Origin of the sequence: Amycolatopsis sp. BJA-103 (assembly GCF_002849735.1) — a bacterium.
Lineage (GTDB): Bacteria > Actinomycetota > Actinomycetes > Mycobacteriales > Pseudonocardiaceae > Amycolatopsis.
Genome location: NZ_CP017780.1, coordinates 1,777,910 through 1,801,310 on the forward strand (window position 1 = coordinate 1,777,910; position 23,401 = coordinate 1,801,310).

A 23,401-nucleotide genomic window follows, 5' to 3' on the forward strand; every position below is an offset into this window, starting at 1 on the left:
GGCATTCCGGCCCGGTGCGATCGGTGCCGAAGCTCCCGACTTCCGGGGACTTGCGGCTCCGATCGCGCGAAACCTGTCATGCCGCCGGTGAAATCGCCGATCACCCCTGGTGAGGATTCGGTGGTTCCATCAGGAGGCAGGGATATGAACAGAATGGTCGCGGCACTGCTGGTTTCGGCGGGTGCCGCCGCGGTGCTGGGTGGTTGCGGGACGGCGGGATCCGGCTCGCCACCGGTCACCGTGGTGCGGGAGATCTTGCCGCCGTCGACGACCACCGCCGTCGCACCGCCCGCCACTTCGGTGGTCGTGGTGGAGCCGCCGGTGACGGTCACGCGGGTGCCCGTGGCGCCGAGTCTCACCTCGTGTCAGCGCCTCCTCGCCGACGGATTCTCCTATGCGTATGCGTTCGACGCCTGGGTGAACGCGGGCCGTCCGCTGAGCTGGGACGCCGATCGCGACGGGTATCCCTGCGAGCAGTCCTACGGGAACCGGAACTAGACCGGCTCGCAGCGAACATCGATGGTGCCGCGCGGGTCTTCTTGCCCGAGTGCCCGCAAGTGAATCGGTGTCCCACCGGGATTGTCGTACAGCCGGATGCCGTCGCCGAGCAGGACCGGCGCGATGTGCAGGTCGATCTCGTCGATCAGCCGCAGTTCCAGCAGTTGACGGCCGATGTCGGGAGAGAACACTTCGAGGTTCTTCCCGTTCGCCGCCTCCAGTCCGATCCGGACCGCTTCGGCCGGGCCGCAGTTCAGGAACGTGACGCCCTCCGTGGGAGTCGCGTCCTCGGGATGGTGGGTGAGGACGAAGAGCGGTCCTTTCCAGGCGCCGCCGTAGATACCGCTCGGGTCGGGGTAGGCGTCCCAGCCGTCGCGGCCGCCGAGGACGGCGCCGGTGGTCGTGGCGTATTCGTCGATCAGGGTCGGCCGGGACGTGATGCCCGCCATCCAGTCCATGCCGTGGCCCGGTCCCGCGACGAAGCCGTCGAGGGACATCGTGAAGTGCCAGAGCACTTTCCCGCCCGCGGTCTGTGGTTCGATCATTCCGCCTCCTACTGCTTGCGTTTTGCAATCGGTCGCTTCACGGTAGGCGGAGTGATGGTAGATTGCAACCACTTCGACCGGAGGTGAAGGAATGGCGGAACCCGCCCGTTCGGGCTGTCCGATCAACGCCGCGATCGAGGCGTTCGGCGACAGCTGGAGCCTGCTCGTGCTGCGGGACATCATGTTCGGCACGCGGCGCTATTTCCGGGAACTGCTCGCCGGATCCGAAGAGGGGATCGCCTCCAACATCCTGGCCGACAGGCTGAAGCGGCTGGTCAAGGCCGGCCTGCTGACCCGTGAGGACGCCGGTCCCGGCAAGCGGGCCGCGTACAGCCTGACCGAGGCGTCGATCCAGCTGGTGCCCGTGTTCGCCCAGCTCGGTTCGTGGGGGCTCAGCCATCGGCCGACCACGAAGCGCTTGAGGGTGCGGGCCGAACTGCTCGCCGCGGGCGGGCCGGAACTATGGGCGGAGTTCATGACCGAACTGCGGGTCGTCCATCTCGGCGCTCCGGCGCCGGAGCAGGATGGGCCGGGCGTGCTGGAGCGTCTCGCGGCCGCCTATCAGGGAGCCCTCTGATGGCTTCTCGTTCCGGCAATTCACGCGACCGAAAAGGGCAGCCGATGGGGCTGAACGGCTCAAGCCGGTGGAGTATTCAGTGCGGGTTCCTTTCCCGGTATTCCGCCCAGACCTTCTTCGGCACGCACATTCGCCACGCGTCGACGATCAGCTCTCGTAACTCCTCGTAATCGATCGCGGACAGCCGGACGTGAACCCACCGATAGCGCATATCGGCCGGATTCGGCAACATGAACTTGTCCGGCTCACCTGTCACCAGCGCTTCCCGCTCTTCTTTGGGATAGCCGAATCCCAGCACGGTTTCGTCAGGTGACAGCGAAAGGAACACGATTCGCCCCACGCGGAACTTCACCCGGTCGCGGACCAGCGCCTCATAGGCGCGGGGCAGCTCCGAAGCGATCCTCCTGACGTCATCCCCGGTTACCATTTTTCCACCATTCCCCGCTGTCCGTTCCCCAGTCACCCTTGGCGCCCGTGGTGAAGACGACGTAAAGGTATTCGTCGAGGATCTTCGCCAGGGACACCGGTCTGCCCACAAGGGCGGGGATCCCGTCTCCCGCCTCCGCGATCACCGCGGCGGCCCACTCGCGGCCGAGCCGCAGGTGCCTGCCGAACGCGGCGCCGTCGCGGTCGCCGTGGAGGGCGGCCGCGATCGCGGCGTCCCACGGCATGATCGTGTTGGGCCGCAACGCATACAGGGCCTTGGCAGCGGCGGTCGGGCCGAGCGTGCGCCTCGTCCGTCCTGCTGAGACGACGACTTCCGAGAGGTCCGAGTACGCCTTCGCCGCCGTGTCGATCCCCGCGTCCGTCAGGTGGACGAGGTCGACGGTCGGCAGGGTGGTGCCCCAGGTGTCCCACCAGGCCTGGACCCCGGCGTCGAAGGGGGCGGGCTCGCCTTCTCGCGGATACCGGATGCGGCATCCCCACGAGTTCAGCCAGCGAAGAAGAATCGTGCGATGTGCGGCCTGTGACAGGTCGATCGCGGACCGCGTTTCCGTGGTGAGCCGGAACCATGAGGTGTCGGCATTCGCGAAGCCGTTGAACACTTCGGCGGCACGCCGGAGTTCCGAGAGAGGGGGCAGGGGGCCAGACATGGGCGAACCCTATCCGGTGCCACCAAGGGGGTGAATTTCCGCGTCCAACTATTGGACTTTGTACATTGAGTCACCTATTTGTATCTGCTGCGCGGTTCATTGGTCCTTTAGGGTTGTGGCCAAGAAGGCCACAAGGATGGCGGTCACGCAGCGCGATCGTGTTACCCCATCCCGGGGAGGAGTAAGGCATGGGCAGACCCGAGCGACCGTTGGACGGCTCCACTGGTCCGATCGCCGCATTCGCTCATGATCTGCGGGTGTTACGTAACCGAGCGGGAAACCCGAGCTACCGGGAACTCGCCAGAACGGCGCTGTTCGCGCCCTCCGTACTGTCCAGCGCCGCCAGCGGCCACCGGCTGCCCACCCTGGCGGTGACAATGGCGTTCGTCTCCGCGTGCGGCGGAGATCGTGCGGCGTGGGAACGACGCTGGAGGAGTGTCGCCGGGCAAACAGGTGGTGGCGTCGAGGTACGCGAGGAGCGTCCGCCCGCGCCCGCGACTGCCGAGATCCCGGCGGATGGCGCACAGGTGCTGGCATCCGGGGTCATCCACCTCGCCCGTCCGGCCCAGCTTCCCATGGGGTCCAGGACTTTCGTCGGCAGGGAAGGGGATTTGGCCGGTGCCGCCGAGATGATCGGGGCGACCGGCCCGGTCAAGGTGCCGCTCCTGGTCAGCGGTCCGATCGGGGTGGGTAAAACGGCTTTCGCCTTGCGGCTGGCCGAAGAGGTGGCCGCGGACTTCCCGGACGGGCAGCTCTACGCCGATCTGAGCAACAGCGGAACCGGCGGCCGGTCGGCGAACGGGATCGTGCGCGGCTTCCTGCGCGCGCTCGGCGTACCGGCGCATCTCGTGCCCGACGACCCGATGCAGCGGATCGGGCTGTACCGGTCCTTGCTGGCGGAACGCAGGTTGTTCGTTCTCCTGGCCGGCGTGAGCGACGAGGGGCAGGTGCGCCCGCTGCTGGGCCAGGCCCCGCACAGCCAGGTCGTGGTGACCAGCCGCGCCCGGCTGCTCGGCTTGGAGGACACGAACCGTGTCGAGCTGGATACGTTCTCGCGTAGGGAATCACTGGCGTTGATCGGCCGGATCGCCGGACCGAGCCGGGTGCGCGCCGAGCAAGACGCCACCGACACGATCGCCGAACTGTGCGGGGATCTTCCGCTGGCGGTCAACATCGTCGGCCGCAAGATCGCCGCGCGTCCCGAGTGGGCGATCGCGTACACGGCGGGGCAGCTCGCCGATCGCGAACGGCTCATGGACAGCCTCAGCGTCGGTGACGTCAACGTCCGGGACCGGTTCAGTTCCGCGTACGAACACCTGTCACCCGCCGGACGCGAGGCCATCCACCACTTCGGGCAGAGCGGGGCGGGCTGGACGACGTCGATCGGCATCGCCGCGGCGATGGGCATCATGATCGAGACCGCCGACGAGCTCCTGGAGTCCGTCGTGGACGCCGGGCTTCTCCAGCGCGCCAACGTCGCCGGCCGGTACGCGGTGTCCCGCTTGGTCAGCGCGTTCGCCGCGGAACGGCAACGGGAACCGGATCCGTTCGCCGCCGCCGTGCCGATGGCGGGCCGCCGGGCGCGGAAGAACGCCTTCGAATCGCTGCGCCACGACGCCGTGCGCACCCTGCCGGGCGGCTCGTCCGAAGGGTGATCGTTCGAGCCGCGCGGTGCTTCCGGGCAGCGGACCGCGCGGCTCGAAAGCACCGCGACAGGGGTGATCATGTTCAGGATCGGGCCCGGCCGGGTAGTCGGTGCGGAAAGCACCCGACCGGAAGGAGCCCGATGGCTGACAAGTTACGACCGCCGCAGCAGCAGGAGCCGCCGGGCGTGACGTCGGAGATGGACCCGCCGCCTCGTGACTCCATGGAGGACTACGAGGGCCGCGACCTGTTGCGCGGCAAGCGCGCGCTCATCACCGGCGGCGACTCCGGGATCGGCAGGGCGGTCGCCATCGCCTTCGCGAAGGAGGGCGCCGACGTCGCGATCGCCTACCTCAACGAGCACGAGGACGCGAAGTACACCGAGGAGCGCGTCCGGGCCGAGGGCCGCGAATGTCTTCTCCTGCCGGGCGACTTGGCCGAGGCCGCCCAGTGCCGCGAGATCGTCGCTCGGACCGTGGACGAGCTCGGAGGTCTGGACATCCTGGTCAACAACGTCGCCACGCAGTGGCCGGTCGACTCCCCGGAGGAACTCACCGACGAGCAGTGGACGCACACCTTCGACGTGAACATCCACAGCTTCTTCCGGGTGACCGACGCCGCGTTGCCGCATCTGAAGAAAGGCGCGGCGATCATCAACACCGGCTCGGTGAACGGCCTTCGCGGCAACAAGTCGCTCATCGACTACTCCGCGACCAAGGGCGCCGTCCACGCTTGGACCTACGCGATGGCCCAGGCACTGGCGGATCGCGGCGTCCGGATCAACTGCGTCGCGCCGGGGCCGGTCTGGACACCGCTGATCCCCTCGACGTTCCCGCCCGAGAAGGTCGAGAAGTTCGGCCTTCAGGTCCCGTTCGAGCGGGCCGCCCACCCCGACGACCTCGCACCTTCGTACGTCTTCTTGGCGTCCAACCGGCTTTCGTCGTACTACAGCGGCGAGGTCATCGCGGCGCTCGGCGGGGAGACGACACCCGGCTGAGCGCCGCGGTGACAGCGGGTCCCGGCCCGATCCGAGAGATTCGAGGAGGTGCGATGGCGATGACGGAGGCGCGGCGACGGTTGATGTCGCCGTTCGCCTGGGCAAGCCGGGCCGTCCGAGTCCCGGGCGAGGAACGGCGAAGCCTGATCCAGACCACGAAAGCCGCGGCCGCCGCGGTGATCGCGTGGATCGTCGCGACGTCGGTCCTCGACCTGCCACAGCCCTTTCTCGCGCCGTACGCGGCCGTTTTCCTGGTGCAGGCCACGGTTTACCGTTCCCTGCGCGGCTGGGCTCAGCAGGTCGGCGCGGTCAGTGTGGGAGTGCTGCTCGCGGCGGGCGCCGGCCAGTTCATCCCGTCGGTGACGGTGGCGCTCGGCCTGGTCATCTTCACCGGGTTGCTGATCGGCTCGTGGCGTGGTTTCGGCGACTCGGGGGTGTGGGTCGGGATCACCGGCATGCTGCTGATCTCCTACGGCAACGCGACCGAACCCGTCCTGCTCGCCGACAGGCTGCTCGAAACCGCGCTGGGCGCGGCGATCGGGGCGGTGCTGAACGCGGTGATCCTGCCGCCACTGCACGGGGAACGCCTGCGGGAGGCGACGGGACGCCTCGCCTCGGCCATCGCGGACGTCCTCAAGGAGACCGCGGCACTGGTCCGCGGCGGCGAACCGCCCGAGGCGACCGACGTTCTGCACGACCGGATGCGCGATGTCCGCAGCCTGGTCGCGGAGGCGGAGGAAGCGATCGGCTGGACCCAGGAGGGCCGGTACCTGAACCTCCGCAGACGGCGGGAGACCGGGGAAGACGCACTGGCGAATCTCATCTCCCTGTGGCCGCCGCTCGCCCAGTTGATCGACGCGGTGACCGAAGCCTCCCGGAGCGAGCAGCCGTTCCGGCATCCCGGCGAGTACGCGCGCGGAGTGGTCGGCGACCTGCTCGAAGCGCTCGCCGAAGTGGCGCGTTCGGGTGACCCGGACAAGCTCGATCGGTGCCGCACGCTGGTCGAAGAGATCGATCACCTGCTCGTCACCCCCACGGACGAGGTCACGACGTCGATCGGACTCGGGGCGATGGCGCTGCCCGCCCGGCGCCTGGTCCAGCGGCTCGGCGCCGATTAGGCCGGGGCGACGGCGGGTAACCGTACCCATGACCGGAAGCGGAAAGCGGACCGTGGTCACCGGCAATGTCGGGACGGCCGCCGTGCGCGCGTTATACGTCCTCGAACCTGCGAAGGCGCTGACATGAGAGAACGATTCCAAGGCGAGCTGAGCGTCCTCGGAGACCTCCTGTCGAGCATGTGCGGCATGGCGTGTGAGGAACTGCGCCTGGCCAACCGCGTCTTTCTCGACCGGGACGGCGCCGCCGTCATCCTGCTGGCGGGGGTGGAGACGAAGCTGAACGCGGCCCGGACCGAATGCGAGGAGACCGCGCAGAAGCTGCTCGCCCTGCAGGCTCCGGTCGCGGGGGATCTGCGGACCGTGCTCGCGGCGGTGTACTGCGCCGACCGGCTCGAGCGGATGGGCGACCTCGCCCAGCACATCGCCGACCAGGCCGCACGAGAGCCGGAATTCGCCGTGCCCGGGGCCCTCACCGGACACTTCCGTGAGATGGCCGGGCTGGTCTGCTCGATGGCGGAGGACCTCGCCACGGGAATCGAGGGACCGACGGCCGAGGTGTTCCACTCCTTGGCCAGGACCGATCAACGGGTCGACGCGTTGTACGAGGAGCTGATGACACTCGTCACCGGTCCGGAATGGACGGACGGTGTCGCACCCGCGATCTCGGTGGCGCTGCTGGCGCGGTTCTACGAGCGCTTCGCCGATCAGGTCGTCTCCGTGGCGCGGCGGGTGGATTTCGCGCTCACGGGACAGCTGCCCGAATCCTCGGTGCGGGACAGTTCCGACGGTCCGGTCACGGCTCCCTGAAGTGCTATGAAAGGCCCGTTACTTGCAAAATTTGCAGGTAACGGGCCTTTCATAGCATCCCGGGAGCCGGGAACCGCAGCGATCACGAAGCGGGGTACTGATTCTCCCGCAGCAGGTTCGCCAGATGGACGGCGTTGCGCGCCAGGGTCGAGTTGGTCGATTCGACCGCTTCCGGAGTCTCGTCGAGGTCGTTGTAGTCGCCGCCCTTCATGGCCTCGCCGTTCCAGTAGGTCCCGCCCTGGGCGGGCACCGTGAACCCGGTGTCGTTGAGGGCCTGGAACAGGTCCGCGGTGACCTTGTGGGCGCCGTCTTCGTTGCCTACGACGGCGGTGACCCCGATCTTGGCGAACATCGCGGGCCTGCCCTCGTCGTCCGTCTCGGACAGTTCGGCGTCGAGCCGCTCCAGGACACGCTGGGCCACACTGGACATGTGGCCGACCCAGGTCGGCGTGGAGATCAGCAGAATGTCCGCGGCGTCGATCTTGCGGCGGATCGCGGGCCAGGCGTCGCCGTCGCCCATGTCGGCCTCCACCCCGGGCTTGACGTCGTGGTCGACGACCCGCACCAGTTCGCCGGTGACACCGCGTTCCGCCATCTTGTCCAGCACCTGCCGGGCGATCAGGGCGCTGCTCGAAGCAGCGGGCGACGGTTTGAGCGAGCACACCAGGGCGAGGGCCTTCAACGGCTGGGTCATCGTGTCCTCCTGTTCATGCCGAGCGGCTACCCGGACAGGGATTCGGGGAAACCCGTGTGAATCGGGCGCAGCCGGGTAAGCCTCCGATATGCGTGCTTTGGTGATCGGATGGGCGAGTTTGCGTCACGGCGAGGCGACGCCCGTCGATGTACTCGGAATGCGGCGGGTCGACGCCGCGCTCTCGCTGGCCGAGGTGCCCCACGATCTCGCTTGGGGGCCGTCACACCGGCTGGAGGGGCTGGACTACGAGGAGGTGGACCCGGCGAGGTACAGCCATGTCGTGTTCGTCTCCGGCGCCGTGCGGGGAAGGCAGGTGTGCGAGGTGCACCGGCGGTTCGCGCACTGTCACCGGATCGCCGTCGGGGTTTCGGTGGCCGATCCGGGCGACGACGCGGTCACCGGGTTCGACCAGGTGCTCGCCCGTGACCATCAGGGGATCGCCACCCCCGACCTCTCGATCGACTCCCCGACCGACGAGGTGCTGGTGGCGGGCCTGATCCTCGCGCGGGAGCACACCGCCGTCCGGTCGTTCGTGACGAAGTGGGTCGCCGGGATCGATTGCGGGAGAGTGCCGCTCGAACCGGGTCTGGCGTTTTCGGACTGGGAACGCTGTGCGACGCCGGACCAGTTCGCGTCGATCCTGTCGCATCTGGACGTCGTGGTGACGACCCGGCTCGACGGGCTGGTGCTGGGCCTGAGGGCGGGTGTCCCCGTGCTGGCGGTGGATCCCGTCGCCGGTGGCGGCGCGCTGACGGCGCAGGCCGACGCGCTCGGCTGGCCGGCACTCGTCCCCGCCGAGGAGGCGGGGGAGACGGAGAACCTCGATTCGTGGTGGCGCTGGTGTTCTTCGGTGCAGGGCAGGGCGGTGGCCGCGCTGCGGGCGTTGCCGACCGACAACGTGCTGATGCGGGACATGGTGAAGGCGTTCAAGACCGGTCCGGTTCGGTAACGCGCGGGCTCACACGCGCGTCGGCGCCTCCTGCACTGCCGACGCATAGGCTCGCGCGCACTCCACCGCCACGCGGTCCCAGGAATACCGTGCCTGGACCCGGTCGCGTGCGGCGACGCCGAAGGTCTCCCGCGACGACGCGTCCGAAAGCAGCCGCCGCAGTGCACCGACGAGTTCCTTGGGATTGCCCGGCGACACCAGCGAACCGGTGACGCCGTCGATCACGGTTTCGGTGAGCACGCCGACCGATGCCGCCACCACGCTCACCCCGCACGCCATCGCTTCGAGCGGTACGAGACCGGACGGATCGGAGCGGGGCGCGCAGACCACGATGTCGGCGGAACGCAGGAGAGCGGGCAGATCCGCCCGCGGAACCCAGCCCGCCGTCCGCATCCGGCCCGCCACCCCGGCCCGCTCGGCGGTCCCGCGCAGGCGGCGCGCGTCCTCGGCCGTGAGACTTCCGGCGAGGACGAGTTCCGTCTCCGGCAACGCCGCCAGAGCGGTGATCACGACGTCGGCTCCCGGGATGCCGACGCTCACGATCCGGTGCCGCGCGGTACGGCGTGCGCTTTCGCCCTCCACGGTGAACTTCGCCGGATCGACGCCACCGGAGACGACCGAGGCCCGCACCCGGGGCATTCCCAGCCGGGTGAGGGAGAGGACTTCGTCGGACGAGGTCGCCACCACCTGGCCCGCCTGTTTGGCGATCATGCGCTCGACCCGGGTCCGGTCCGCATCTCCGGCCCCGAGGGTGTGGAAGGTCTGGACCACCGGGATGCCGAGGTCCTTGGCCGCCAGAAGCGAGGCGAGCCCGGACGACCAGAAGTGCGCGTGCACCACGTCCGGCCGGTCCTTGGTCCAGCGGGAGCGCAGGACGCGGGTGAAATCTCCCAGCGCCGGAAGGAGATCGTCCTCCTGGAGCCGCTTCGGGGGGCCCGCGAGCACCTGGACCACGCGGTATCCGTCCGGGGTCTCGACCGTCGCCGGGGTCCGGCGGCTCTCGCGGCGGGTGTACACGGTGACGTCATGGCCTTCGCGGGTCAGGGCGGCGGACAGCTCGGCGATGTGGACGTGCCGTCGTCCGACCGGGCCGTCGCCGAGGACGGCGAGCGGACTGGCCTGCGCGGAGACCATCGCGATCTTCATCGGCGGGTGTGGCGGGTCACGACGACCATCGGGTATGCCTCCGTTCCCCCTGGCGGCGGATACCCCGTGGTGGCATCGCGAAACACACCCTCCCCGGCGGCGGGCCATTGTGGACGTTTGGCGTCCCGTGATCGGGGTAGCCCGGAGCATGACCGCGATGGTGAACCATGACTAGGAAACGGGTCCGGATCGAATCCGGCGGCCCGATACTGGTGGAGGGCCCGGTCGAGATCGCCACGCCCGACGGCGAGACGGTGACCTCCGACCGGTTCCTCGTCGCGCTGTGCGCCTGCCGTCGCAGCAAGAGCTTTCCCTTCTGCGACACCAGCCACCGCCGCCGCTCACGGCAAGGGGAGCAACGGCCTCAGCAGTGACGTCTCACCGGCCGACCAGGCGCCCATCAGGTGCTCGGTCAGCCGGTTCTCCAGCAGTTCGGTGGCCTGGATGCCCAGCGCGATGTCCGCCGCCAGTTCCGGTTCCCGCGCCAGCAGATCTCCGATGACGTCGTGCCGTAGCACTTGTTCGTGCACCGCGTCGGCTTCGATGTGCTCGGTGTAGAAGTACCGGCATTCCCCGGCCGCACCGAGCCGCCCCAGCGCCTCGTCCATCCGCCGGGCGGAAGGCCCGGTGCTGATCTCGGTACTGGCGAAATGCCCGACGAGCGCCCCGCGCAGGCGCCGGTGCAAGCCGAACAGCGACATCATGTTCACCGTCGCGAGCGTGCAGGCCGGGACGTGGTCGAGGTAGGCGAGGTAGCCGTCGGACAGGTCCGCCGCGGTCAGCAGATCCGCGAAAAGGCGGGAATGCGCCTGTTCGGCCCGCCCGCCACCGAACTCGTCGAACTCCACGGCGACCAGCGCGGCCTTGGCCCGGCCCCGCAGCCGCGGGATCACCCAGGCATGGGGATCGGCCTCTTTGAGGTGGTAGATCGACCGATGCGCGAAGTACTCCTCGACATGCCACCATTCGCCCTTGTCGCGCAGGAAGTGCGAAACACCTTCCCCGTCGACGGGCTCGACCAGCATCTCGTCGAGCAGTCCTTGGACGTCGTCCCCACCGGGTACCGCGGCGCGGATGCCGTCCAGGAACGCGTGCTCCAGACCGGACCGGAAGCCGAGCAGGCGCGGGTCCCATTCCCAGCCGTCGTCGACGCCGTCGAAACCCTGGTAATGGAGCTCGTAGCAGACGTGCAGCGCGAGCTGCAGATCTTCGCCGAAGGGATCGGCTCCGATCACCGCGTCGTGGTCGAAGTCGTCCCGGCGACCGCCTGCCAGGGTGTTCACCACGGCGGCGGAGAGCGGGCCGCGGATCTCGGGCAGCCTCGCGGCCACCTCTCGGTCGATCGTCGTCATGCCCCCGGGTACCCGCTCTACGCGAGCGGAACCGTTTCCCCGGTCAGCATCCGCAACACCGCGACGTCCCCGTCCGCGGCGGCCCGGCGCTGCCGGTCGGCACCGGTGCCCTCACGTTCCAGCCGGTCGAGCAGCGTGCGCACCAGTGTCAGGTCGCCGGTGTCCTCCAGCGCCGGTCCGGCGTGCGCGAGCAACGCGGCGACCCGGTCGCCCGCCGGCACCGGCTTCTCCGTCACCGGGTCGATCGCGGGGCCGGAAAGACCGTGCCGGGCGGCCGACCACACCGCGGCGGCGGCGATCTGCGGATCCAGCGGTACGGCCTCCACCCCGTGGTCGAGATCGGTGAGCGCGGTGCGCACCAGTGCTCGGGTCAGCAAGGCCTGCAGGACGGCTTCGTCCACAGTGGAGGCGGTGTCGGCCGCCCGGATCTCGACCGTCGGCCAGCGCGACGACGGTCTGGCGAGCCAGAAGGTCTGGTTCCCGTCCACCAGGATCCCGCAGTCCACCAGCTTCCCGACCTGTTCCTCGTACGCGGCGGCGTCCGTGAAGTACGGCGCGATCCCCGAGCCGGGAAACCGGCTCTGCTCCACCGTCCGCCAGCTCTCGTACCCGGTGTCACGGCCGCCACTGAACGGTGAATTCGCCGACAACGCGAGCAATGTGGGCAGCCATTCGGCCACATGGTTCACGACGGCGACCGCGGTCTCCCGGTCGGGCACGCCGACGTGCACGTGGCAGCCGCAGGCCTCGTAGGCCTCGACCACACCGGCGTACAGGGTGTCGATCTTGCCGTATCGGTCGTCGAGGCCGAGGTCCCGTTCGGGCGAGGGGTGCAGCGGAGTGCCGGAAGCGATGACGGCGCAGTCCTCGCCGGCCGCCGCTTCGGCCAGCGTCCGGCGGCCCGCGGTCAGGTGCTCGTACAGCTCGTCGGCGGTGGTGCAGACGCCGGTGACGGCCTCGATCTGCGTCAGCCGGAGTTCCCGGTGTACCGACGCGCCGTCCGGCAGCGGACAGCAGACCCGATGCCGGGCGAGGACCGCCTCGGCGCGCGGGCAGCTCACCCCGGTTCTCGGGTCGACCAGCAGGAACTCCTCCTCGACGCCGATGCCGGTCATCGCCGCCCTCGCTTCTCCGGCAGTGCCCGCACGGCCGGGCCCTGGATCACCGACCCGTCCAGGCCGAACCGTGAACCGTGGCAGGGGCAGTCCCAGGTCCGCTCCGCGTTGTTGAACGCGACCAGGCAGCCGAGGTGGGTGCAGTGGGCGCCGACGGTGTGCAGGTCACCGTCCGGATCGCGGTAGGCGGCGACGAGTTCACCGCCGTCCCTGGTCACCTTGGCCTCGCCGGGTGCGAGTTCGTCGAGGGACGCGGGCTTGCGCAACGCGCCGAGGTGGTCGCCCACCAGGAACTTCGCCACCGTGATGGTGTTCTCCACGGTCGAGATCGCGGAACGGAGGTCGTAGCGGTTCGGGTCGTACAGGTCCGCCGAAGGGTTGTCGCGCCCGGTCAGCAGGTCCGCCAGCAACAGCCCCGCCGCGGTCCCGCCCGTCATGCCCCACTGCCCGAAGCCGGTGGCGACCCAGAGGTGGCGACTCGCCGGGTGATAGCGCCCGACGTACGGCACCGAGTCCACAGTGGACAGGTCGTGGGCGGACCACCGGTGGGTGACGCGGTGCACGGCGGCGTGTTCGCTCGCCCAGCCCGCCAGCCGCTCATAGCGGCTCTCGACGTCGACGGAGTCGCCGACACGATAGTGCTCGCCGCCCGCGACCGCGTAGGGGACGCCGTCGTTGAGGTAGCTCCGCACGGAGTGGTGCGTGTCGGCGTCGAGGTACATCCCTTCCGGCGGGTTCCCCTCGACCGGCCCGGCGACCACCAGATCGCGAACCGGGTCGAGCCGGGTGAAGTACAGGCCGCGGTCGAAGACCGGGTAGTGGGTCGCCACCACGACCTCGTCGGCCCGCACGTCGCCGGAACTGGTGCGCACCTTGGTCCCACCGAGTTCGTCGACCCCTTCCGCGCGGACACCTTCGACGATCGTGCCGCCCGCCCGTTCGATCGCGCCGGCCAGCCCGAGCAGCCAGCGGCGTGGATGGAAATGCGCCTGTGAAGCGAACTTCACCGCGCCGAGCGCCTGGACGTCCAGGTCGACGGAGGTGACGTAGGTCGCGGGAAGGCCCGCTTCGGCGGCCGCTTCCGCCTCTCGCTCAAGGCTTTCCACGGTTTCGGGCTTGGTCGTGTAGACGAAGCTTTCGGCTCGGGTGAAGCCGCAGTCGATGCCGAGTTCGGCTGAGGTGGACTCGATCCAGCCCAAAGCGGATGTCTGCGTGTAGGCGTACATCGCGGCGGCTTCGGCGCCCTTGCTCTTGGTCAGCATGGCGTACTTCAGCCCGTGCTGGGCACTGATCTTCGCCGTGGTGTGCCCGGAAACGCCCGCCGCGACGCGATCCGCCTCCAGGACCAGCACCGAACGGCCCGCCTTCGCCAGGCGATACGCCGTGGTGAGACCGGCGATGCCGGCGCCGAGGACGGCGACATCGACCTCCGAGGGCAGCGGCGTACCGGTCCGATCGGGAGCGGGAGCGGTGTCGAGCCACAGTGAACGCGTTCCGGGCAACTCCGTCATGGTGGCCGGTTTCCCGGCGGGCAACGCGGGCAAACCAGAGCGGTCCGGGTTTTCTGGATCACGCGAACGGGTAGCACTCGCCCATGACCACATCCTCCAGGTCCCCAGAGGAAAAGAACATTTTTGTCCTCGGTCTCGACGACGCCAACGAGGATGTGCTGAGACGGATCCCCGGTGTCGCGCGGTATCGCTTCCATCCCTTGCTGTCGCCCGAAGAACTCCAGCACGGCGAGATCCCGATCGTCGAGTCGATGGACAAGGCCGTGTCGCATTTGGACGCCTTCACTGGGCCGATCGACGCAATAGTCGGCTATGGGGATTTCCCGTCTTCGACGATGGTGGCGATGCTGTGCGAGAAATACGGCCTTCCGGGAGTCTCGCTCGAGGCGGTGCTGAAATGCGAGCACAAGTACTGGAGCAGGCTCGAACAGGCGAAGGTGATCGACGAGGTGCCGTCGTTCGGCATCGTCGATCTCGATCACGAGGACCCCCGGCCGCCCGACGGTGTCGGCTACCCCCTGTGGCTCAAGCCGGTGAAGTCGTTCTCGTCGGAGCTCGCCTTCCATGTGGCCGACGAGGACGGGTTCGACAAGGCCGTCGCCGAGATCCGGGCGAGTGTCGACAGGGTGGGCAGGTCCTTCGACCGCGTTCTCGGCACGATCGAGCTTCCCGTCGAAGTGGCCGGCACCGGGGGAGCGGCGTGCCTCGCGGAGGGAGAGCTCAGCGGGGTGCGGGCCGCGACCGAAGGATATGTCCACAAAGGACATATCACGGTGTACGGCGCCCTCGATTCGGTCGACTACCCCGATTCCACCTGCTTGCTGAGGCATCAGTACCCGTCGCAGTTGCCCGAGGACGCCATCGAGCGGATGAAGGAGATCTCCGTCCGTGTGATGGAGCAGATCGGCTTCGACAACGCCACGTTCGGCATCGAATTCTTCTGCCACCCGGAATCCGGGCAAGTCTGCCTGCTGGAGATCACTCCGCGGCATTCACATTCCCACGCCGAGCTGTTCGAGTACGTCGACGGCGTGGCGAATCACCAGATCATGGTCCAGCTGGGGCTCGGGCAGGAACCCGGCGCGCGGCGGAACCGGGGTGACTACCGGATCGCGGGCAAGTGGTACCACCGTCGTTTCCGTGACGGACTGGTCACCCGCGTGCCCACCCGGGGCGAGATCGCGGAGCTGGAGGCGGAGATCCGCGGCGTGCGGATCGAAGTGGTGCCGGAGAAGGGGGTCCGGCTCTCGGAACTGCCCGCGCAGGACAGCCACAGCTACGAACTCGCGCACATCTTCGTCGCGGCGCAGACCCAGCGGGAGATGGAAAGCAAGTACCGCAAGTGCACCGAAGCGCTGCGGTTCGACTTCGAGGAGGGATAGCCCATGCGTACGGTGGCTTCGCTATCGTACGAGCCGAAACTGGCACCGGACGAGTTCCCGCGATCAGGTTTAGCGCCGGAGGAACGGGTAACCGGGGGGCAGCGGCGGGTGAAGCGTGGTTGTGCGACCACCGGCCGCGAGGTGGACCGGCGCGGGCAGCCTCGGCGGAGCAGGGACGCCGGCGCGCCGGTCACCGCAACCAACCGGGTCAGACGACGAACAGGTCCACCACGTCCTCCGGCCTTTTCCGCTCTTCGAACCGCCTCCGTTGCCGGTCCGCGCCGTTCCCGCTTTCGAACAGCCGCGCGCAACCGTCGCGGACGAAGTCCAGGTCGCCGGTCGATTCCAGCGCGGACGCCGCGAAGGCCACGACGTCGTCGACGACCTTCGGTGCCGGGGCGAGGTCCCCCGTGACCGGATGCGGGCACTGACCGGAAAGCCCTTCGCGGGAGGCACGCCAAAGATGCGCGCGCAGCACCTCGTTGGACAGCCGGGAGGCAGGCTCGCCCTCGTCGAGGACGGTGGTGACCAGTCCCCGGATCAGGATGCCGAGCAGGACCGCCTCGTCCGGCGTCGACACCACGTCGGAGAACCGGAACTCGACCGTCGGTTGCCCCTCGGAAAGCCTTACATCCCAATAAACCATCGCGCGATCGAGGATCGCGCCCGCGCGCAGCCAGGCGTCCACGATGCTCTCGTAGTGGTCGAGTGAGGTGAACTCCGGTGGTGGTCCCGCGGACGGCCATCTGGACCATTGCTGATACCGCCAACTGCTGTAGCCGGTGTCGATGCCGTCCGAGATCGCGGAGTTCGCGGTGAGCGTGAGCAGCGCGGGCAGCCAGGGCCGGATCCGCCTGATCAACCGGACACCTGTTTCCCGGTCCGGGATCGCGATGTGGACGTGGCAGCCGCAGGTCGACGTGGCGCGTGCGGTGGCGCCGAAGTGCCTGGCCATCTGCTCGTAGCGGGGGTGCGGGGTGATCGATGGCAGCTCGGCTTCGGCCATCGGCGGGCTTCCGCAGGCGAGGAGGCGAGAGCCCCGCTGAGCCGCCGCCTCGGCGAGCTCGGTGCGGAGGGCTTTCAGCTGGTGTAACCCCTCGTCGCGCGTCCGGCAGATACCGGTCGCGGATTCGACCTGGGAGAGAGTGAGTTCGTGCTGCAGTTCTCCTTGGCCTTCTTCCGCGGAGTCGACGACGACGTTGCCGCTGAGGGAGAGATGTCCTTCGCGGTCTACGACGAAGAACTCTTCTTCGATACCGAAAGTGAGTTCGTCACCGGTCACGAACGCGGGATAGCCACCGGCGGTCCCCGGTAAACCTGTTTTCCCGATACCGGTTCCGGGTATTCACCGGGTATGGACCCCGTCTCGGCGGAACCGCCGTACTTGCTGGCCGCGCAGGCCTCTTCCGTCGTGCGCCATCTGTATCGCCGGGTGCAGGACGACGAACTCGACTCCGCGGCCGATCTCAACCGGACACTCGGCGCGCTGCGCCGGCTGTCCGACGACCTCGCCCACATCCTGCCCGGACTCCAGGAGCAACTCGAAGAAAGGCTCTTGGACGGCGGCCTCCCGAGCACCGGGCCGTCGGCCGAGGCCTGGGACACCGTGGCGGAGGTCGGCCTGGCACTCGCTCGCGCCCGGGCCGCCGGATTGCTGATGGCACAAGAACTCCGGGCGTCGCAACGGTTACTCGGCGGCTTGGCCGCACCGCTGGACGGTTCCGCCTGACGCGCTAAGAGCGCACCACCGCCACCGGGCAGTGGGCGTGGTGGAGCGCGTCATCGCTGACCGAGCCCAGCAACAGGCGCCGAAGGCTCCCGTGGTCGCTGCGGCCGAGGACCAGCAACGCCGCCTCGCTGGACTGCACGGTCAGCGCCTGCGCCGTCGGCCCGACGCCGTGCACGATCTCCACCGGCACCTCCGGATAGCGCTCCCGCCAAGGCTTGAGCTGCTGCTCGACGAGCTGGTCCGCGATCTCCTGGGGGATCGGCTGGACCGGATCCATCACCGGACCGCCGAGCAGCGGTTCGCTCGCGGGCCCCCAGATGGAGAGCCGCGCCGCGTGGACCGCGTGCACGACCCGGCCGTGCCTCGCCGCGAAGTCGAACGCGAACCCGGCCGCCTGCGCGCTCTGCTCAGTGCCGTCGGCGCCGAGGATCACCGGCCCGTCGGGCGGGGGCTCCTCACCACGGACGACGACCACCGGCCGTCCGGCATGCTGGGTGACCTCGGCTTCGGTCGAGCCGGTCACGGCGCGGGCGAACACCCCGGTGTGGGATTCGCCGAGCACGATCATCGCCGCGTCCGTCTCGTCGGCGATCGACACAAGCACCTCGTCGGGGGTCCCTCCGCGCTCGACGGTCCGGACTTCGAGGTCCGGATCGGTGCGCTGGAGTTCCTCGGCCATGGCTTCCAGTCGCCGTCCCGCGGGTTCGCCGACGGCCTCCGGGACGACCTGCGTGAGCGGGGCTGCGACGGGGTCGGAACCCGGCGGTGGCAACCGGTCCTTGATGCAGTACGCCAGCACCAGACCGCGTCCGCGGGTCTTCGCCTCGGCGACCGCCCAGGCGACGGCCCGGCGGGCCTCCGGCGAGCCGTCGAATCCGGTCACCACGGGGCCGTTTCCCTGCTGTGCGTGCGACATCGGTCCTCACCTCCGGCAAACGGTGGATACCCGTTCGGGCCGATGTTCATGCGTCCGTTGTCATCGGGTACTTCCACCCTGTGGACGTTCTTGGTGACGCGTCACAACGACGTCCCGGCAAGTCTGGGGAATTCCCCACCGCCGCACCGCCTCGCCGCGCGCAAGATGTGAAGACACATTACCGCGCGGTAACAACAACGACGTTGGAGGCGGCATGAGGCCGAGCAGGCGGTTCAGGGCGGGTTTGGCGGCTTTGGCGGCGGGGATCGCGGTGACCGCGGTGGCGATTCCGGCGGAGGCGGCCAGGTTGGAGTACGTCGCCCTCGGCGATTCGGCCGCGGCCGGACCGCTCGTCCCGAACCAGGATCCCAATCTGCTGTGCCTGCGTTCGGATCACGACTACCCGGCTCTCGCCGCGAAGGCACTCGGGGCCGAACTGACCGACGTTTCGTGTTCGGGAGCGGTGACGGCCGATCTCACGAACCGGCGGTTCGGCATCCTCGCTCCGCAACTCGATGCGCTCAAGCTGTCGACGGGTTTGGTATCGATCACCATGGGCGCCAACGATTCCGGACTGTTCCAGCAGGCGCTCAGCTGCATCAACCTCCTGCCCGAACCGGCCGGGCTCTCGTGCGCGGACCGGCTCACCGCGGGCGGCAAGGACCCGCTGGGCGACTCGATCCGGGCGTGGGCCCCGAAATTCGGCGCCGCGCTCGACGAGATTCGAGTGCGGGCGCCGCACGCGAAGATCCTCGTCACCGGGTACGGCACCTACGTCCGGCACAACGGCTGCTACCCCGTGCAGCCGGTCTGGGCGCGGGACGCGAACTATCTGCAGAGCGTGATGGACCTGATCAGCTCCACCGCCCGGAAGCAGGCCGAGGCCCGCGGCGCCACGTTCGTCGACTTCGCCGCGCTCACCGTCGGACACGACATCTGCGCCGCCCCGCGCGATCGGTACCTCGAAGGCCTGATCCCGGCACACGCCGCGGCCCCGCTGCATCCGAACGCACAGGGGATGGCGGTGTTCGGCGCCGCGATCGCACGGGCGGCGGGCTGATGTTCCCGATGTCGCATTCGAGACGCTCAGCGACTCAGATGCGACATCGGGAAACATCAGCCGCCTTTGGCGGACCGGGCCGAAAGGGCCGCGCTCAGCAGGGCGATGTGCTCGAGCCGGGTGGGATCCAGTCCGGTGAGATCGGCGATCCGGCGCAGCCGGTAGTCGACCGTGTTGGGATGGACGTGGAGGACCGCGGCGGTTTGCCGCCGCCCTCCACGGCTGAGGAAGGTCTCCAATGTCTGAAGGAGTTCTTCGTTGCCGCCCAACGGTTCCAGCCGGGCGGCCAGCCTGTCGAGGGCCGGACCGGGGCGGGAAAGCTGGTATTCGAGCAACACGTCGTCGAGCCGGTACAGCCGGGGCGGCCGCCCGGATCCGGTGGCGACCGCGAGCACGTCCTGCGCGAGCTTCACCGCGTCGGGCACGCCGGCCGGTTCGGCCGCGGCGGCTCCGGCGATGACCTCCGCGCCCGCCGTGCGGGCGACGTCGGTGAGGACCCGCTCCAGGCGCGCCCAGTCGTGTGGGGACAGTTCGTCGGCCGGGGTTTCGTGCGGTAGCAGGGCGATACCGCCCTCGGAGGTGAGCGAGGTCAGGACGGTGCCCCGGATCTGCCGCTCCAGTTCGACCCGCAGCCGCCGGAGCTTCCGGCGCCCGGCGACCAGCGGATCGACGCCGTTGGCCTCCTCGTCGGGATGCGCCCCGACCGTCGCGGCGAGGACGATGTAGCACGGTGGCAGGCGCAGGCCCGCCTGCCCGGCCGCGACGTCGGCGGGGTCGCCGTCGAGCAGGGCGGACAGCACCGTGTGCCGTGCCGAACGCTCGTCGTCGAACATCGTCTGGCGTTCGTCGAGATATCCCGCGCCGACCGCGGGGGTGACCACCTCGAGATAGCGCAGGGTCAGCGCGTTGACGGCCAGGACGTCGGCGACCTCCTCCGGGCGCGCGTCCGGCGTCAGCGACGCCCAGACGACTTGGATGCCGACGTGATAGGCGGTGAGCACGATGTCGATCGGGATACCCTCTTCCGCGCGCCGGGCGGCCGATTCGCGGAGGAAGTCGAGTTCCTCTCGCGTCGGTGTGGCCCCGGTGCGCAGGGTGTCGATGAACGAACGCAGGTTCTGTTCGATCACATGCGTGATGTCACCGCTGAGTTCCTCGGCTGGCAGCAGGCCGTATTCCGGGATCCGGGAGACGATCTCGGAGAGCACCGTCTTCGCGAGCGACGGCAGGACTTCGGTCAGCCGTTCCGCCAGCGGACGTCCGCCGATGCGGAATCCTGGATCTTTGTCACCCGTCACAACCAGCCATCATGACAGCTTGTCAGCGAGTGAGCGCGTCCCGTGCCGAATCGATGGTCGGGTGCACGTTGAAGACGGCGTCGAGGCCGAGGAGTGACATCGGGCGCAGCAGGGCTCGTTCCTGGGTGACCAGGATGAAGGGGATGCCCGCTTCTTCGGTCTTCGCCCGGATCTGGACGAGGGCCGTGAAACCGGACGAATCGCAGAAAGTGACGGCGGACAGGTCCGCGATCAGCGCCGAGGGCGTGAACCGGAGTTCTTCCTCCATGGCCTGGCGCAGGCCGTCCGAGACGGCGAGGTCGATCTCGCCGGAAACGGTGACCACCGTGTCGATGCCGGAAGCGGTGACCGAGATGTCGAGCGGGGACACGAATCTCCGGGCCGGACGGGGCGGATCGGAGGCTGGTGCGCGATAGTCGGTCAAGTTGACTCCTTGCCGGTGTGGGGTCCGGCTGGAGCCAGAAGGCATGCCGGACCTGAAAAGAAAAGAGGGCCCGGCGGCTGGTGTCTGAACCGCGACGAGCCAACCGTAGCAGTCTCGCGGCCCGGTATGCCGGATGAGCGCTGTGGGGCTGGTCATCGGCTCGCTGAACACAAGGCGCTTCGCAGGTGGAGACCTCCTCCGACAGGTCCTTGGCCTGCCGACGTCAGATCGCGAGAGGCTAACTGGAGAGCCGGCGGACTCCCGTCATCCGTGTCCGGGCTTCGCCGACCATGACCTGGTCGAGATCAGGGTGCACTTCGTCGGCTCGGTCCCACAGATCGGCCGCCAGCGCGTGGGAGCCTTCAGCCACCGCCACATTGCCGAGACCGATGTACGCGCGTGCGGCTTCGTATGAGCTTCCGCAGGCTTCAGCCCGGTCCACGGCGGTACGGTAGGCCGAGGCGGCCAGGTCATGGCGCTCGGCGTGGTACCAGGCCCAGCCCATGCAGTTGAGGGCCATCGCGGCGTCCAGTTCCAGTCCGAGTTCGTCGAACACGGACAAGGTTTCGGCGGCGAGTGTGGCGGCTTCGGCGGACTGCCCGATCGCGGTCAGTACCAGCGCGATCCCGCGGCCGGTGATCGCGGCGTTGCGGCGATTGCCGTCGCGGACGTAGGAGGCGTGCGCCTGCCGGAGATCTCGTAGCGCGTCGTCGTGGTTGCCCCGATAGTGGTCGGCCCAGCCGCTGTGCGCCAGCGTCGTGGTTTCCCCGTGACCGTCACCGATGCGCCGGAACAGCGTAAGCGCTTCGCGGTAGCACGCCGAGGCTTCGTCCAGGTCGCCGCGATCGACGAGCGCGACCCCCAGGTTGGCCGTGGTGGTGGCGAGCGCCCACGTGTCCCCGATCGACTCGGCGGACGAGCGTGCCCATCGATGGGTTTCCAGCCAGGGATCCCAGAGTTTGGCCACGAAGAAGAAGTCGCGCAGGAAGAAGGCGAGTTGCCAGCACCTTTCGTGCTCGCCGCGTTCACTCGCCGTCTTGCACAGGGTCACCAGGCCGGGCCATTCCGAGTGGAACCAGGACATCGCCATCGCGCTGTCGTCGAGCCTGACCGGTTCCGGGACGTCCGGGTCGAAGGCGATCTCCGGGAAGAAGCGGTGCGGGGTGAGTTCTCTGTCGGCTTGAGCGGCACTTCGAACCGCGAAAGCCGTGAGCCGGCTGAACGCTTTCATTCCATCCTCCGCGTCGGTTAGTACGAATTCGGCCGCGAACGCACGCAGCAGATCATGGAATCCGTATCGATCAGGTTCTGGTTGGGTGAGAAGGTGGACTTCGTGCAGACGGTCCAATAATCGATCGGTCTCCCGGAGCGGAAGCGCGCTCAGCGCACTCACGGTGTGGATGTCGACGTCGGTTCCGGGGTGGACGGTGAGGAGACCGAAGAGTCTCGACTCGGCGGGGCTGAGCAGCTGTGCGGACAGCCAGAACGCGGCGGTGAGCGTGCGTTCGCCGTCGTCCAGCTCGCCAAGGCGAGCGGCCTCGTCGTTCAGGCGCCGGTCGAGTTCGGCGACGTCCCACGCCGGATGCGCGCGAAGCCTCGCCGCGGCGATCCGGATCGCGAGGGGGAGCAGGCCGCATCGTTGGACCACCCGGGTGACGGTGGGTCCGGCGGGAACCTCGGTGACAGTGGTGAAAAGATTCACCGCCGCGGCAAGGGGGAGCATGTCCAGGGAAACGTGCTCGGCGTCGTCGAGCGCGCTCAGCCTGGACCTGCTGGTGATCAGGACGCGGCATTTCGGCTCGGCGGGGAGCAGCGGACGAACTTGAGCCGCGTTGACCGCGTTGTCGAGCACCAAGAGAAGACTGCGGCCGCGGAGCCGGGACCGGTACAGCGCGGCGCGATCGTCCGCATCGGTCGGGATACGGTCCGCCGGTACGCCGAGCACGCGCAACAATCTGTCGTGCACCGCGCTGGAATCGCCGGACTCGTGGCCGCGCAGGTCGACGAACAGGCACCCGTCGGCGAATCCGGACTCAAGCCGTCGCGCACACCGGACCGCGAGTTCCGTCTTTCCGACACCGCCCATACCGGACACGACGCAGACGCCACCGTCGGCTTCCAAGGCCGCGCGGATCGCGCGGAGTTCGGCGGTCCGGCCGGTGAAGGAGGGAGTTCCCGGTGGTAATCCGGACGGCCGGACGTCCGGCCGCGTCCTACGCCGCAGGGGTTCGCCGGGCAGTAGCGGTGTCAGTGCCCCTTCCACGCCGAGTTCGGTTTCACAAAGAGTGGCGAGTGCAGGATTCGGTGTGGAGAGCCCGGTCTCGACCTTGCTGAGGTAGCCCTTGCTGTAGTGGGTGCGAGCGGCGAGTTCGGTGAGTGAAAGGCCGGCCGCTTTGCGAAGACGTCTCAGCTCGGCTCCGAACGTGGCTTTTTCGTTCATCGGCACCCATCCTCGTCGGAGGATCAGTATGGCCGTGTGGATGATGGCCCGACAGCGTCCGCCGGTCGGATCCGCGGATCCGACCGGCGGACGCGTGCACATGTC

The 23,401-nt window shown here is 68.8% G+C and carries 24 protein-coding genes; 11 read left to right on the forward strand and 13 right to left on the reverse strand.

The window, feature by feature from the left end; all coding sequences use genetic code 11:
• The first annotated feature begins 144 nt into the window (after positions 1-144).
• Positions 145-498, forward strand: a complete 354-nt coding sequence (locus BKN51_RS07995) for a hypothetical protein (protein WP_233224307.1) — start codon at positions 145-147, stop codon at positions 496-498.
• Here the strand turns inward: BKN51_RS07995 and BKN51_RS08000 are convergent.
• Complete coding sequence (locus tag BKN51_RS08000) at positions 495-1,043, reverse strand: dihydrofolate reductase family protein (RefSeq protein WP_101607013.1); 549 nt, start codon at positions 1,041-1,043, stop codon at positions 495-497. The genes BKN51_RS07995 and BKN51_RS08000 overlap by 4 nt on opposite strands.
• Positions 1,044-1,134: 91 nt before the next feature.
• On the opposite strand from BKN51_RS08000, the gene BKN51_RS08005 reads away from it, so the two are divergent.
• Positions 1,135-1,620, forward strand: a complete 486-nt coding sequence (locus BKN51_RS08005) for a winged helix-turn-helix transcriptional regulator (protein ID WP_101607014.1) — start codon at positions 1,135-1,137, stop codon at positions 1,618-1,620.
• A gap of 76 nt (positions 1,621-1,696) precedes the next feature.
• On the opposite strand, the gene BKN51_RS08010 is transcribed toward BKN51_RS08005, so the two are convergent.
• Together BKN51_RS08010 and BKN51_RS08015 are read right to left on the reverse strand one after the other, a co-directional pair.
• Positions 1,697-2,047, reverse strand: coding sequence for an MmcQ/YjbR family DNA-binding protein (locus BKN51_RS08010; protein ID WP_101607015.1), 351 nt, complete (start codon positions 2,045-2,047; stop codon positions 1,697-1,699).
• Positions 2,031-2,714, reverse strand: a complete 684-nt coding sequence (locus BKN51_RS08015) for a hypothetical protein (protein WP_101607016.1) — start codon at positions 2,712-2,714, stop codon at positions 2,031-2,033. The genes BKN51_RS08010 and BKN51_RS08015 overlap by 17 nt, the downstream gene beginning before the upstream one ends.
• 188 nt (positions 2,715-2,902) lie before the next feature.
• On the opposite strand from BKN51_RS08015, the gene BKN51_RS08020 reads away from it, so the two are divergent.
• The 4 genes from BKN51_RS08020 (at position 2,903) to BKN51_RS08035 (ending at position 7,280) form a co-directional block, all read left to right on the forward strand.
• The gene (locus BKN51_RS08020) at positions 2,903-4,369 is read left to right on the forward strand and encodes an NB-ARC domain-containing protein (RefSeq protein ID WP_101607017.1); all 1,467 of its coding nucleotides are present in this window, start codon (positions 2,903-2,905) and stop codon (positions 4,367-4,369) included.
• 131 nt (positions 4,370-4,500) lie between these two features.
• Positions 4,501-5,355, forward strand: coding sequence for an SDR family oxidoreductase (locus BKN51_RS08025; protein ID WP_101607018.1), 855 nt, complete (start codon positions 4,501-4,503; stop codon positions 5,353-5,355).
• A 59-nt stretch (positions 5,356-5,414) separates the two neighbouring features.
• On the forward strand, positions 5,415-6,473 hold the full coding sequence (locus BKN51_RS08030) for an FUSC family protein (protein WP_101613106.1): 1,059 nt from the start codon (positions 5,415-5,417) through the stop codon (positions 6,471-6,473).
• 123 nt (positions 6,474-6,596) lie between these two features.
• On the forward strand, positions 6,597-7,280 hold the full coding sequence (locus BKN51_RS08035) for a phosphate signaling complex PhoU family protein (RefSeq protein ID WP_101607019.1): 684 nt from the start codon (positions 6,597-6,599) through the stop codon (positions 7,278-7,280).
• A gap of 82 nt (positions 7,281-7,362) precedes the next feature.
• Here BKN51_RS08035 and BKN51_RS08040 read toward each other — a convergent pair whose 3' ends face one another.
• Positions 7,363-7,974, reverse strand: coding sequence for a flavodoxin family protein (locus tag BKN51_RS08040; RefSeq protein ID WP_101607020.1), 612 nt, complete (start codon positions 7,972-7,974; stop codon positions 7,363-7,365).
• A gap of 88 nt (positions 7,975-8,062) precedes the next feature.
• Between BKN51_RS08040 and BKN51_RS08045 the strand changes: the two genes are divergently transcribed.
• Positions 8,063-8,923, forward strand: a complete 861-nt coding sequence (locus BKN51_RS08045) for a polysaccharide pyruvyl transferase family protein (RefSeq protein ID WP_168214290.1) — start codon at positions 8,063-8,065, stop codon at positions 8,921-8,923.
• Between the two features lie 9 nt (positions 8,924-8,932).
• On the opposite strand, the gene BKN51_RS08050 is transcribed toward BKN51_RS08045, so the two are convergent.
• On the reverse strand, positions 8,933-10,069 hold the full coding sequence (locus tag BKN51_RS08050) for a glycosyltransferase (protein WP_101607021.1): 1,137 nt from the start codon (positions 10,067-10,069) through the stop codon (positions 8,933-8,935).
• A 167-nt stretch (positions 10,070-10,236) separates the two neighbouring features.
• Between BKN51_RS08050 and BKN51_RS08055 the strand changes: the two genes are divergently transcribed.
• Entirely contained in the window at positions 10,237-10,443 is a 207-nt protein-coding gene (locus BKN51_RS08055) for a CDGSH iron-sulfur domain-containing protein (RefSeq protein WP_101607022.1), read from the forward strand.
• Here the strand turns inward: BKN51_RS08055 and BKN51_RS08060 are convergent.
• From BKN51_RS08060 to BKN51_RS08070, 3 genes are read right to left on the reverse strand one after another with little or no spacing between them, the layout of a single operon-like run.
• The gene (locus tag BKN51_RS08060) at positions 10,411-11,421 is read right to left on the reverse strand and encodes an iron-containing redox enzyme family protein (protein WP_101607023.1); all 1,011 of its coding nucleotides are present in this window, start codon (positions 11,419-11,421) and stop codon (positions 10,411-10,413) included. The genes BKN51_RS08055 and BKN51_RS08060 overlap by 33 nt on opposite strands.
• A gap of 17 nt (positions 11,422-11,438) precedes the next feature.
• Entirely contained in the window at positions 11,439-12,536 is a 1,098-nt protein-coding gene (locus tag BKN51_RS08065; RefSeq protein ID WP_101607024.1) for a carboxylate-amine ligase, read from the reverse strand.
• Complete coding sequence (locus tag BKN51_RS08070; RefSeq protein ID WP_101607025.1) at positions 12,533-14,047, reverse strand: FAD-dependent oxidoreductase; 1,515 nt, start codon at positions 14,045-14,047, stop codon at positions 12,533-12,535. The genes BKN51_RS08065 and BKN51_RS08070 overlap by 4 nt, the downstream gene beginning before the upstream one ends.
• 83 nt (positions 14,048-14,130) lie before the next feature.
• Here BKN51_RS08070 and BKN51_RS08075 point away from each other — a divergent pair, with 83 nt between their 5' ends.
• The gene (locus BKN51_RS08075) at positions 14,131-15,429 is read left to right on the forward strand and encodes an ATP-grasp domain-containing protein (protein ID WP_101607026.1); all 1,299 of its coding nucleotides are present in this window, start codon (positions 14,131-14,133) and stop codon (positions 15,427-15,429) included.
• 208 nt (positions 15,430-15,637) lie between these two features.
• Here BKN51_RS08075 and BKN51_RS08080 read toward each other — a convergent pair whose 3' ends face one another.
• Positions 15,638-16,711, reverse strand: a complete 1,074-nt coding sequence (locus BKN51_RS08080; RefSeq protein ID WP_101607027.1) for a carboxylate-amine ligase — start codon at positions 16,709-16,711, stop codon at positions 15,638-15,640.
• Positions 16,712-16,783: 72 nt separating this feature from the next.
• Here BKN51_RS08080 and BKN51_RS08085 point away from each other — a divergent pair, with 72 nt between their 5' ends.
• Positions 16,784-17,158, forward strand: a complete 375-nt coding sequence (locus BKN51_RS08085) for a hypothetical protein (protein WP_101607028.1) — start codon at positions 16,784-16,786, stop codon at positions 17,156-17,158.
• A 4-nt stretch (positions 17,159-17,162) separates the two neighbouring features.
• Here BKN51_RS08085 and BKN51_RS08090 read toward each other — a convergent pair whose 3' ends face one another.
• A complete protein-coding gene (locus tag BKN51_RS08090) occupies positions 17,163-18,074 on the reverse strand; it encodes a universal stress protein (RefSeq protein ID WP_101607029.1) in 912 nt (303 codons plus the stop codon).
• A gap of 214 nt (positions 18,075-18,288) precedes the next feature.
• On the opposite strand from BKN51_RS08090, the gene BKN51_RS08095 reads away from it, so the two are divergent.
• On the forward strand, positions 18,289-19,134 hold the full coding sequence (locus BKN51_RS08095; protein ID WP_101607030.1) for an SGNH/GDSL hydrolase family protein: 846 nt from the start codon (positions 18,289-18,291) through the stop codon (positions 19,132-19,134).
• Positions 19,135-19,190: 56 nt separating this feature from the next.
• Here the strand turns inward: BKN51_RS08095 and BKN51_RS08100 are convergent, their stop codons facing one another.
• The 3 genes from BKN51_RS08100 to BKN51_RS08110 form a co-directional block, all read right to left on the reverse strand.
• Positions 19,191-20,432 carry a PucR family transcriptional regulator gene (locus BKN51_RS08100; RefSeq protein ID WP_101607031.1) on the reverse strand — a complete coding sequence of 414 codons (1,242 nt, stop codon included), beginning with the start codon at positions 20,430-20,432 and terminating at the stop codon, positions 19,191-19,193.
• Between the two features lie 22 nt (positions 20,433-20,454).
• Positions 20,455-20,856: an STAS domain-containing protein gene (locus BKN51_RS08105; protein ID WP_233224306.1), complete on the reverse strand. Its 402-nt coding sequence runs from the start codon at positions 20,854-20,856 to the stop codon at positions 20,455-20,457.
• A gap of 238 nt (positions 20,857-21,094) precedes the next feature.
• The gene (locus BKN51_RS08110; protein ID WP_101613108.1) at positions 21,095-23,296 is read right to left on the reverse strand and encodes an ATP-binding protein; all 2,202 of its coding nucleotides are present in this window, start codon (positions 23,294-23,296) and stop codon (positions 21,095-21,097) included.
• Positions 23,297-23,401: the final 105 nt, after the last annotated feature.